The organism is Streptosporangium roseum DSM 43021 (assembly GCF_000024865.1).
Classification (GTDB): domain Bacteria; phylum Actinomycetota; class Actinomycetes; order Streptosporangiales; family Streptosporangiaceae; genus Streptosporangium; species Streptosporangium roseum.
Genome location: NC_013595.1, coordinates 9,572,947 through 9,585,183, shown reverse-complemented (window position 1 = coordinate 9,585,183; position 12,237 = coordinate 9,572,947). Strand labels below are relative to the sequence as shown.

The following is a 12,237-nucleotide window of genomic DNA, read 5'->3' as shown; positions in this document are numbered from 1 at the left end:
ATACTTTCACAAAACGCCCCATTGGCTGATGCCTAGGTGCAGCGATGGAGTGAGATATCTGAGTTAATGCCGTAGCATCCGCTCACGGCCCATGTGGCCCATGACTTCCGGAGCGATGTGTGCGGAGGGGTGGCGTTCTGATGGACTGCGTTGTGCCGGTGGCCCTTCCCTGCCGATCTGTATCGGAGCACATGGTGTTGATCCACAACTCGCCGGCTCGGAAACCACTCCGCACCGAAGAAGCGTCTCTACACAAGTCACAGACTGCAGTCTTTCACCGGGATTTGGTCGCCTGTGACTAGCCGGTACACGATCTTCGACCTTCTAGGAGCCTCCCAACGTACCCGTTCCCTCGTGGATCCCCGAGTGGTCCGTACCGTTGCCGAGTTTGTCCGCGCTGGCCTCATACCCAGGATGCCAACCGAGGCAGTACTCGCTGCAGCGTGTCTCGGAGATCCGGTGTCAGCCGTTCGACGCCTCACCGACGTCGGCATGTTGCCCGATGAGTTGCCACCAGAGCTGCGCCAAGCCTTGTCAATCCGCTTGTCTCTAGGGACGGCTGAACTAAACACACGAGCGGTTCTTGCGGATCCCAGTCGCGTTGCGGTCTTCCTCGGTCTCCCGGAGGCCCGCAGCGACAAGGCGGAGTCTCTGCCCGCTGGTGCCGCTCCTGCATACGGGCTGTTTCCTCATCAGCGACGCGCGATCTCGAAAGCACGGGCGTTGCTAGGGAAGGGCAGGACCCGTCTTCTGCTGCACATGCCGACAGGGTCTGGGAAGACGCGTACGACCTTGAGCATGGTATGTGACTTTCTTCGAGAGCACGAGGGGCGACCGGTGCTCTGGCTCGCCTCCACGCGCGAGCTTCTTGACCAGGCGGCGCGCGAGTTCCACCGCGCCTGGAGTTCACTGGGTGATCGTGAAGTCCCCATCCTGGCTGCATGGAGCGGACAGGACTGGCGTAGCGAAGACCTGACCGACGGTCTCCTCGTGGCAAGCCTGCAGACGATCTATGCACGCCGGGCCGAGCCTGGGTTACTCCGCGACCTTGGGCGACGGATAGGGCTGATCGTCTTTGATGAAGCTCACCAAGCTATAGCTCCGACCTACCGGCAGGTTGTGCAACAACTGTCCGTGGCGGGGCAGCCGATCACTCCCATCGTGGGTCTAAGTGCCACGCCGGGACGCACATTTGTGGGTTCTCCTGCAGACGACGAACTCGCGGAGTTCTTCGAGCACACCAAGATCGAGCTCGAGACTGCTTCGGATGGCGGTGCAACTGGCCCGGTTGAGTACCTCATACAGCAGGGCTACCTTGCCGAACCTGAGTTCCGCCTACTAGGTGAGCTACCGGACGTGGACGAAGAGCCGTCCGTCGACAGCGATGATCCAGCCGAGCTGGGGATGGATGAGGGCGACTATCTTAAGGAAGTCACTGCGGCAACGCTGCAGTTGGTTAAGGAGTCGCACCGGCGGATCATCGTCTTTGCGGCGTCCGTCGAGTTGGCCCACGTTGTCGCGGCCACATTGAGAGCATCGGGCGTGCTAGCTGACGCTGTCGATGGCACCACAGCACCGGAGATCCGCGACACTGCGATCCGCATGTATAAGGGTGCAGCGCCCGTAGCTCGCGTGTTAGTCAACTACGGTGTACTGACCACAGGGTTCGATGCTCCACAAACGAGCGCGGTCGTGATAGCTCGCCCCACACGCTCACTCGTGTTGTACAGCCAAATGGTCGGTCGTGGTATCCGCGGTCCAAAGGCCGGAGGAAACGCGAAGGCTGTAGTCGTCACCGTTGTCGACCCCTCGGTTCCCGCTTTCGGCTCTATCGCCGCTGCTTTCACGCACTGGGAGGACTTGTGGTAACGCCAGAAACCACGCAAAGGGAAGCACCTCTCCTTTCTGGTTCGCAGACTGTGAAGTCGATCCGAGACACCGGCTACAAAGGCACTGATTATGCCTTGGCTGAACTGATAGACAACTCCTTTCAATGGGGCGATGCCAACACAGTGCTGTTGGTGATCGTGCAACGCAAGGTACAAGGCAAGCAGCGCGCGGCGAAGCGAGTCGATGAGATCTGGGTCATCGACGATGGCGGAGGCATGACGGACGAGGCGCTCAATCTCGCCTTGTCTTTCGGTGGTTCCGGCAAGTACGACGACCGATCCGGCATCGGCCGTTTCGGTATGGGACTGCCACAGGCAAGCGTTTCGCAGTGTAAGCAAACGGACGTGTGGACCTGGCAGAAGTCGCAGCCAGAAAACGCATCGCACACATATCTCGACCTAAAAGAGGTTGAAGATTCGGCGAAGAAGGCAGCGCTGACGGTTCCCTGGCCGACCACCGCCGGGAGCCCGGATTATACCGAAATGCCTGACTGGGTTCGTGACGTCTTTAAAGAACATGCCATTCCTGATACGTCCATGGGGCTGCCGGTCTATAGCGGTACCGCGATCCGGTGGACGAATCTGGATAAGCTGCGTTGGGTACGTGCCGATGCAATGTTCGCGCACACTGAGTACCTTCTAGGTCGGGTCTACCGCCACTTCCTGACCTCAGATACGCGTCGGCGTAGTATCAAGGTCGCCATCATGGAAGGGGACACCTTGGTTGGGCCCGGCGTGTTCCAGGATGTTAGGCCCAACGACCCGCTGTACCTGCAGCCGGCGTCGGAGACCACGCTGGAGTACTGGGAAGCGGCTGCCGAAGATGATAAAGCCCCGCTAATTCACATCACCGACGAGCCGCCTTTCGCGGAGCACTACGGATCCCGCGATTTCGTGATTCAAAGGCCAGACGGGCAAGGCGCCTCGACGGTCCACGCTCGCCTTTCCCTGGCGAGGCCTGAAGCAAGGCCTGGGCGCAACCCCGGCAAGGATACTCACCAAGGACGCCACGCCCGCGACAACTCGGGTATTTCTGTCATGCGGGCTGACCGCGAGTTGGTTCTGGAGAAAACGTTGGCGCAGGAGGCCACGGACCGCTGGTGGGGTGTCGAGGTCGCGTTCGATCCGTGTCTCGACGAGGTTTTCGGCGTCACCAACAACAAGCAGGATGCCCCTTACCTCGGGCAAGCACTACGTCTGGCGCGCGAGCACCATCTGCCCAAGGACGAGGCGATCGAGGAGGGGCTGTTTGACGAGGAGCATCCCATCGCGGAGCTGTACGACATGGCGTATCAGCTCGTCGCTCTCGTTAACCAGATGAAGCAGGAAGGCAAGAGCGAGAAGCAGGCTGCCTCGCGCGCTCGAGGTACGCAACCAGATGTCACGAATGTGGCCTCCAGCGTCAAGCAGAACCGCTCCGCCGTCACTCCCACGCCTGGCGAGACTGACTTCGCTGACACTAAGCCGGATCCCAGCAAGGCGGTCGAAACGATCCAGCAGGCGTTGGAAGAGCAGGATGTGCCGGCAGAGATCCGCAAGCTGATCATTGCCAACTATCAACGCGGAGTTACGGTCCAGGTGATCGAGCGCCCCATGAAGCAAGCAGCAGCCTTCTTCTGGCCCGACGAGGCCCTCAACCTTGAGATCTTGTGTCTCAATAATGCTCACCCGGCCTACGAGAGCCTAATCAGGCCACTCCGCGTCTCGAGCGAGGAGCTCGAGAGGATGACTGAGGATGAAGCGAAGGGCATGCTCGTGCAGAGCGCAGATGCCATGACATGGCTTCTGCTGGCATGGTCCCGCTACGAGAATGAGCACCGGAAGAGCCCGCTCAGCCGGAACATCCAGGAGATTCGCGATGGCTGGGGCCGCCGTCTCGCGGAGTACGTTGAGGACCAGGCCTTCAAGGCAGCCCTGCAATTTGACGGAGAGGATGAGACCCAGGACGGGGAGGGCGGAGCGTGATCCAGTCGGGGTTCGACCCGCAACGCTGCGGTGAACGCCTCCTGGCGCTGACCAGGGATGCGGACGTCCTCACAGTGGTCGCGCCCTTCATTACCGTCTCAGGCATTGAGCCCTTACTATCAACACTTCCTAGCGAGTGCTCGCTGGAAGTGATCACGCGATGGCGACCAGACGAGGTGGCGGCGGGAGTCAGCGACCCGCGCATTTTTGACCTAGTCAGTGGATTTGGTGGAATCGTAGCGCTTCATCCCGTCGTGCATGCGAAGGCTTACATTACGAGCACTCGAGCCTTGGTTGGTTCCGCGAACGTTACTTCCAACGGCCTGGGATGGGGCCGCCCCGGAGCGGTTGAGATCTTGGTTGAGAGTGCAGCAGACGATCCCGCTCTCGTGTCATTGTTAGGCGTGCTAAGAGGGACGTCTGCGGTGGCCACAGAAGCCGATCGCGACGCCGTTCTCGTTGCTGCAGCAACGCTGCCGCCTGCGGTACTCCGGACACCTATCGAGGCAACAGACCGCAGTGACTGGTTGCCCACCTACCGACCTCCCGAAGTCCTCTGGAAGGTATACGCCGGGCAGCGCGAAGAAAGCGTGGCAAACCTCGTACGGCCAGAACTTGCAGCTTTGGGTGTACCAGTCGGACTTTCGACGGAGAAAGAGTTTAATACATACGTGGGAGCCATCCTTCGGCAGGGGTTCACTGGACGGGTCGCACGCGAATGTAGCAACCTGACTACTATGAAGGCAGTCAAGCGGCTCGTCGACCTTTGCGGCGAGATGGGTCATACGGTCGATGATCCTGCCGATTTGTGGGAGACCTTAGCTGCCTGGATCGCTCATTTTCTTCCCAACTATCAGCGCATCTTGGGGGGCACTCGCCTAGTCGGTTGAGCTCGCATGAAATCAGTCGTCCGCTATTTGGGTTCACGCGCCTCTTGTGCTGAGGAGACAACGGTGATGCACTGACTTTAGTGTCGAACTTAGAGATGCGTCTCGTAGGTCAAGAATGGCATGCATCAGGCCAGCTGCTCTTGTCGTACCCGGTTTCGGTGTCAGGGGAAGGCAGCGCCCGAATGTCATGCTTCACCTCCAATCGACCGCCGAACCTCTCAGCCCTCGTATGCCGAAAGCAATAGCGCTGTGTCCTTGTGGTGTGGTCCAGAGGTGTTCTTGGTCACATTGGGATCCGAGTACTCTGATAGTCACAGCTCGGCTGTTCACTCCCTTAACCCGACCTGCTGAAACGTCGGGTCCGTCGTGGTAGAGGAGCGTCGACAAGGTGCCGGTCGTGGGTGAGCGACCGCTTCTGAGCTAGAGATCCACTTTGTTATCTGTGAGGCTGCCCCTGATGTCAGAGGGGTTCGCTAGGATCTCAGAGCACTCCTGGTGGGGCGAGAGCGACCCACAATGGAACCCGCCAGGAGTAGCTAGAGGGAGGCGCAGCGGCATATGGAGCGATACGTGCCGATTGATCCTGATCGCGCGGAAGAGGTGTATCTCGACTACAACGCCACTGCACCTCTGCGTCATGAGGCGCTTGAAGCCATGCTGGACGCGCTGCGAAGCGTCGGTAACGCCTCCAGTGTCCATGCGGCCGGCCGTGATGCAGCCTCGCGCGTCGAGCTAGCGCGTCAACAGCTTGCCCGCTTGCTCGGCTGTGCGCCCGGCGAACTCATCTTCACCTCCGGAGCCACTGAGGCGAACAACCTGGCACTCCGTGCAGGTTACTCGAGCGGCGGGATCCTTGCGACCACTGCCGTTGAACATCCGGCGATCCTTGAGGCGGCGCGTGCCATCACCGCGGATGGTCCCGGCACGCTGGTTGAGCTGCCCGTGGACCGAGACGGCGCGGTCGAGCTGGCGCCTCTGGAAGCGGCGTGCGGTCAGGGCAAGGTGGCGATTGTCTCGGCGATGCTGGCCAACAACGAGACCGGAGTCCTGACCGACCTGGAGCCCATTATCAAACTGGCGCACGAGGCAGGGGCGCTGGTCCACACCGATGCCACACAGTATGTCGGTCGGCTCCCAGTAGATCTGAGCGAACTTGATGTCGACCTAGTGTCGTTGTCGGCTCACAAATTTGGGGGCCCGCAGGGCGTCGGTGCACTATTCGTTCGTCGCGGAGCGTCCGTGCCTCATCGTCCTCTTCTGATCGGAGGTGGTCAGGAGCGGGGCTGGCGCGCAGGAACGCTGAACGTGCCGGGTATCGCAGGACTGGGCGCTGCCGCCGAAGCAGCACGGATTCACCTGCACAATGAATCCACTCGTGTCACTGCTCTACGTGGCGTGCTCGAGGAGGGATTGACTTCTCGTCTGCCCGACTGCCATATCAACGGCGTTCGCTCTCCACGGCTGCCTGGCGTCACGAGCGTCACTCTCGCTGGGCTGCCAGCGGATGCACTTCTGGCCGCAATGCCGGAGATCGCTGCCTCGGATGGCAGCGCCTGCGCCTCGGGTGCCCCCACCCCAAGCCACGTGTTGCTGGCGATGGGGCTTAGTCGACCGGACGCTGATTCCACGCTGCGTTTCTCCTTGGGATACGCCACCATCGAGCACGACGTCGAACGGGCCATAGAAGCAACCGTCCGGGCTGTCGGAGAGGTTCGAACGGCCATGACGGCCACTTCAGAGCCGTCATCGTCGCCTTGAAGCGTAAATAGCCCACCGTTACCCATCGAAAGGATCCAGCACATGTCCGACAGCCGGCTGGCAGAAGCGACAGAGCCGAGATTCGCGCGGCACGAGACCTTCGCTCCTCGCTATGGCTGGCTTTACAAAGCCCACACCGAGATTGTTCGGGACGGTGAGGGCGGCAGCGACATTTTTCACCGGGAGAACGCGCCTGTGCTGCTGGGCGTCGGCCGCAACATGGTGAACGCCATCCGGTTCTGGTCGCAAGCGTTCAAACTCACCCGAGAACACCCACACCCCGATCCCTCGAACCGAGCCTACATCGCCTCCCCGACCTGGAGAGCGGAGTGGCTGCTTGGAAAGAACGGGGCGGACCCCTATTTGGAAGACACGGGGAGCCTGTGGCTGCTGCATTGGTGGCTGTTGTCCAGTGAGCCCGGGGAACAAGGGGCAAAGTGCATGGTGCCCAGCTGGTACGTTATGTTCAACTTGGCCCCGTTCTCCAAAGTCACGACGGCGGAGATGATCACGTTGATCACCCGACACGTGAACGAGAGCTATGCTGAGAACGCTGTTCCAGCCGCCGAGTCGATCAAGCGGGACGTGGACTGCCTCATAAAGATGTACGCCCTCGACCTGGAGCCCAACCCGCAATCGCAGGGCAGCTTCGAAGACCAGCTAATGAGCCCGTTCCGGGAACTCGGCTTGCTGGAAGGTCAAGGGAAGGGCAAGAGCCAGGTCTGGCGATTCACCACCCGATCGCGGGTCAACCTCCCCGCAGCGGTACTGCTCTACGCATGCCTCGACTATGCATCCCATGTCACCGGAGGCAATTCCATCTCGCTTGCACGGCTCGCCAACGAGCCAGGCGCTCCCGGGCGTGCCTTCCGCATGAGAGAACCCGAGCTCATCAAGGTCATCGAACCGTTGGTTGCGGATCAAGGTGACGTGTGGATCACCGACTCGCTAGGCCAGCGGAGCCTGTCCTTTGCGGCTAATCCTCAGGAACTGGCCTGGGAGATCCTCGATCGTCACTATGGTCACGTTAGCCGCCAGGACGGATTTCCCATTGCAGACGAGTGGAAACAGCGCTACCCCGGTCTGAAGCACGCTGGCAAGGGCCGCAAACGTGAGCAGCTATCTGAGCAGCCCGGAGCCCTGGAATTGATCGAGGAGCAGGTGTGACTACGGCCATCAATCCCCTTCCTGGTACTCACGAGGACCGGACCGCCGCTGAGCTTCCCGCAGGTATCACTCTGGTTGGCTCCGAACTACGTTCCACCAACCTTGAGCGTGATGTCCGCGAACCCCACTTGAACTCCCCCTACGTGGGAGCAAGAGCGCTGGACGTTCTCGATCGTGTGGCGAACGCGGTCGCTGACCTCAAGAGGACACGAGCCTGGTCGTTCACTGGCCCCTACGGCTCAGGTAAGTCGACGCTGTCGAACCTACTCGACGCCTTCCTGGGACATGAAACCGCTCGACAGGCCGAGGCTCGGCAAGCTGTGGAGGCCACCAGTCCAGGCCTAGCGGCACGGTTGGAACAGGCACGTGATGACATTGCCCCAGAGGGTTTCCTGGGAGCGGTGGCGACCGCGCGCCGCGAGCCGCTGGCCGCTACCGTGCACCGCGCACTGGCAACCGCGGCGGAACGCAAGTGGGGAAAGCGGCCGCCGAAGGCCGTCGCGCAGGCCCTGCGGACGTGTGCGGAGCGCGAGGTCCCGACGACCGAAGATCTCCTCGATGCGCTCACCGCACTGTGCGACACCGGCCACCCGGTTCTGCTGATCCTCGATGAGTTCGGCAAGTCGCTGGAATATCTCGCCGCCTCCGGCGACTCGGGCAGCGCCGAGAACGACGTGTTCCTGTTGCAGATGCTCGCCGAGAAGGGAGCCGGACGCTCAGGACTGCGGCTGTTCATTTTCACCCTGCAGCACCTGGCGTTCAGTGACTACGCAGCACGATCCAGCCTGATCCAAACCAAGGAGTGGGCCAAGGTCCAAGGTCGCTTCGAGGACATCACCTTCACGCCGAATTTGGGTGATTCCGTCCACCTTCTTCAAAGACGCCTTGACCAGTCCGCCGTCACCGAAGTCGGCCAGCAGCTAATCCGTAGCCAGGCGCAAGCTGCTGCACAAGCCTGGCTTGAGCACGGGCTGGATTCCGTAGTGCATATCTCCCCGGAGATGCTCGCCGATCTCTACCCCTTGCATCCCCTTACGGCTGTGGCAGCACCGCTCCTTGCCTTCCAGATTGGTCAGCATGACCGCAGCCTCGTCGGGTTCCTCACCAACGACGAGCCGAACACGGTCCGTCGCACCATCGATGAGGCATCGACCGACGGACCCGAGCGAGCCTCGACTATACGGCTGCCCCAGCTGTACGACTATTTCTTTGCCTCCGGCCGCACCACCATCCTGGCCTCGGCCAATGCCAGCCGCTGGTTGGAGGTTGACAACCGACTCAACGAGGCGCACGGGCTTCCCCCCGAAGACCGGGACATCCTCAAGACGATCGGCATCTTGAATCTCATCGATGTCGACGGCGTTCTGCGTGCTACCCCGGCGATGATCCAGTTCGCCATGCATGATCCGACAACCGCCGCAGATCCAGAGCGATTCAACATGCTGCAAGGGCGGCTGCAGCATCTCGTCGAAACAGGGTTTCTCACCCATCGGACCTACAGCAATGAGCACCGGGTCTGGCAGGGCACCAACATCGACATCGACGCTCGCGTCAAGGAAATAGCTGTCCACGTCGCACCCAGCCACGTAGTCGATCACCTCGGTGAGCACCTAGGAACGGTTTTGCCCAGGGAGGTGGTCGCCGGAGCGCACATGCAGCGCACCGGGATGCTGAGATACTTCCGCACCGCCATCAGCCTCCAGGCCGACAAACTCGACGGTCCCGATGTCGTGAGCGACGCCGCCGACGGCATGATCATCTTCCATCTCGGGGAGCCAGGCACGCGCCCGCTGGTCAACTCCCCACTGCCCGTAATCATTGGAACCACCAGAGACCCTGCTGCCATTCTCGAGGCAGGGATTACCCTCAGAGCCCTCGAAGACCTCCGGCATCAGGACGACATTGACCTCGTGGCTGGACGCGAGATCGAAGAACGCATAGCCGAGATTTCTCAAGAGCTCGGTGCCCGGCTGGACGAGGCATTCAACCCGCGGCGAGACGAGTCCACCTGGTACCTGTGGAGGAGTGGACAAGAGATCCGCACTGAGCAGCGCGAGACCATCGAGGCCCGCAGCTACGGTGCATTGGTGTCGGCCGCCTGTGATCGTGTGTATCCGCAGACACCGCACATCCGCAACGAGATGGCAGGCCGCCACGAACTGACCAGCAACGGCGCCCGCGCACGACGTGTGCTCCTGTCTGACCTAGTGACTAACACAGGTCTGCCGGTGCTGGGATATGACACCACCAAGTACTCGCAGGAACGGGCGATGTACCACGGCGTCGTGGAATACCTCGGCCTCCACCGTGCTGCCAAAGAGGTAGACCAGGCCATTCAGGCCCAAACCATCGCCACACACGGTGTCTCCCGACCGGACCCGAAGAAGCATCCAGAGGTCATTCCTTCCTGGGAGATGCTTGAGCGGGCACTGACCAATGCCGCTCGGCCCACCACGATCGTCGAGATCTACCAACAGCTCATGGCGCCCCCCTTCGGCGTCAAGGCCGGCGTCGTGCCGATTCTGATGGTCGCCGCGCTGATCCTTCGGAGCACGGACGTGGCGCTCTTCGAGGAGGGGAACTACTGTCCGCGGCTCAACCCAGAGATCATCGAGCGTCTACTTGCCGACACGGGGCCTGACCGGTTCACTGTCAAAGCCGTGCCCATCGGGGAAGGGCAGCGCAGCCTGGTTGTTGACCGCCTTGCCGCAGCCCTCAACGTGGACGTTCCGCGTTCCCGAACGGCCCGCAATCCCAAACTGCTGGCAGTGACTCGGGCGATGCTTGAGCGGGTCATGGTGCTAACTCCCTACGCGCTCTACACCAAGCGTCTCAGCCCGGAAGCGCTCAAGGTTCGACAAGTCCTCTCCGCGGCAACCGATCCGGACGAACTGGTCTTCACCGGCCTGCCACAAGCACTTGGGCTCAATGCCATTCCGGCAAACGCCACGAAAGACGAGCAGGTCGCCGAGTCGTATGTCTCTCGCCTGGCTAGCGCCCTAGGCGCTATCTCAGGGGCCAGCACAGCACTGCGGCAAGACGTAGTGGTCGCGATAGGCCAGGCCTTCGGTATCGCCGGTGACCTCAAACAAGTACGCACAGGCCTAGCAGAGGCGCTTAGCGGCTTCGCCAACGCCTCACTCGAAGTTGATCTGCAGGGATTTGTCTCCCGCGTCCTTAACACCAGCCTGCCAGACGAGGACTGGCTTGACCCGATCATCATTCGCCTCACCAATAAGGCGCTTGGTGACTGGACTGATCAGGATGTCGACAACTTCCCCCCGCGTGTGAAGGAGATGGGCCGCCGGCTCGACCGCGTCGGCCACCTCTACCAGGCGCAGGAGACATCTGTACTTCAGACACAGGCGCCCGAACCCAAGCAGATCGACACTCACCTACTAACGCTCACGACACCCCAAGGGACAGAAGTACGCACGCTCATCCATGTGCCAAAGCAAGCCAGGAACACCGCCGAGACTCTCGTTGTCGGTGTCATAAGGCAGGCTGAGCAACAGCTAGGACCCGGCGGTGCGCGCATCTTGCTCGCCGCCCTAGCTGAGCGTCTCACCGCGACGGACCCTGACCACGACCCCCAGGGGGAGGAGAAGCTGTGACCAAGACCAACGGCTCTGGCGGAGAGACTCGCCATGTCCTGGGCATTTCCGGAGGGAAGGACTCCTCGGCCCTGGCCATCTACATGCGCGACGAGGTCCCGCAGATGGAGTATTTCTTCTGCGACACCGGTGCCGAGCTACCTGAGACTTACGAGTATCTAAATCGCCTCGAGGCTGCGCTCGGAAAGCCGATCGAACGCCTCAACTCCACTCGCGACTTCGATCACTGGCTCGAGGTCTACCAGGGAACCCTGCCGAGCCCTCAGATGCGCTGGTGCACTAAGAACCTCAAGATCAAGCCGCTGGAGGCTTGGGTTGGCGATGACGATGTCATCTCCTATGTGGCTATCCGAGCCGATGAGAACCGCCTCGGCTACGTCAGCACCAAGCCCAACATCACCGCAGTCTTCCCCTTCCGAGAAGATGGGATCGACCGGGCCGGTGTCGACCGCATCCTCGACGAAGCAGGCATTGGCCTGCCAGCCTACTACGAATGGCGCACCCGCTCGGGCTGCTACTTCTGCTTCTTCCAGCGAAAGCACGAATGGGTCGGGCTCAAGGATCGCCACCCCGAGCTGTTCGATAAGGCCGTCGCCTATGAGGAGAAGGTCAATTACCAGCAAACTGCCATGAAGGGGCGCAAGTACACCTGGTCTCAGGGCGAGTCACTCGATGAACTGCTTGCCCGACGACAAGAGATAGAGGCGAAGCACCGCGACGCGATGGAACGCGCTGCCCGACGCATCAAGCCGAACCGTCCCCTTCTCGAGATACTGTCTGACGCGCACGACGAGGACGATGATCAGGTTGGATGCGCCGTCTGCCATCTCTGATGCGCTGTGAGCTTCGATCCCTTCCCTAAACGGCAGAGGTGGCCGGGAAGGGGTTGAAGTACCACATCAGCTACGGTCCGCCGTCTGGTGTTCCTGCACGACGCAGTTCTCCCAGTTCCGT

At 61.1% G+C, this 12,237-nt stretch carries 6 protein-coding genes; all 6 read left to right on the top strand.

Features of this window, described 5'->3' with window-relative positions; genetic code table 11:
- The first annotated feature begins 414 nt into the window (after window positions 1–414).
- The 6 genes from SROS_RS41970 to SROS_RS41950 all read left to right on the top strand — a co-directional run bounded on the left by SROS_RS41970 (window position 415) and on the right by SROS_RS41950 (window position 12,116).
- Window positions 415–1,869: a DEAD/DEAH box helicase gene (locus SROS_RS41970; protein ID WP_342632950.1), complete on the top strand. Its 1,455-nt coding sequence runs from the start codon at window positions 415–417 to the stop codon at window positions 1,867–1,869.
- 50 nt (window positions 1,870–1,919) lie between these two features.
- Complete coding sequence (locus tag SROS_RS41965; RefSeq protein ID WP_169369491.1) at window positions 1,920–3,854, top strand: ATP-binding protein; 1,935 nt, start codon at window positions 1,920–1,922, stop codon at window positions 3,852–3,854.
- A gap of 1,448 nt (window positions 3,855–5,302) precedes the next feature.
- On the top strand, window positions 5,303–6,502 hold the full coding sequence (locus tag SROS_RS48385) for a cysteine desulfurase family protein (protein ID WP_012895057.1): 1,200 nt from the start codon (window positions 5,303–5,305) through the stop codon (window positions 6,500–6,502).
- Between the two features lie 42 nt (window positions 6,503–6,544).
- The gene (locus SROS_RS41960; RefSeq protein ID WP_012895056.1) at window positions 6,545–7,669 is read left to right on the top strand and encodes a DUF4007 family protein; all 1,125 of its coding nucleotides are present in this window, start codon (window positions 6,545–6,547) and stop codon (window positions 7,667–7,669) included.
- Window positions 7,666–11,283, top strand: a complete 3,618-nt coding sequence (locus SROS_RS41955; RefSeq protein WP_012895055.1) for a hypothetical protein — start codon at window positions 7,666–7,668, stop codon at window positions 11,281–11,283. The genes SROS_RS41960 and SROS_RS41955 overlap by 4 nt, the downstream gene beginning before the upstream one ends.
- Window positions 11,280–12,116: a phosphoadenosine phosphosulfate reductase family protein gene (locus SROS_RS41950; RefSeq protein ID WP_012895054.1), complete on the top strand. Its 837-nt coding sequence runs from the start codon at window positions 11,280–11,282 to the stop codon at window positions 12,114–12,116. The genes SROS_RS41955 and SROS_RS41950 overlap by 4 nt, the downstream gene beginning before the upstream one ends.
- Window positions 12,117–12,237: the final 121 nt, after the last annotated feature.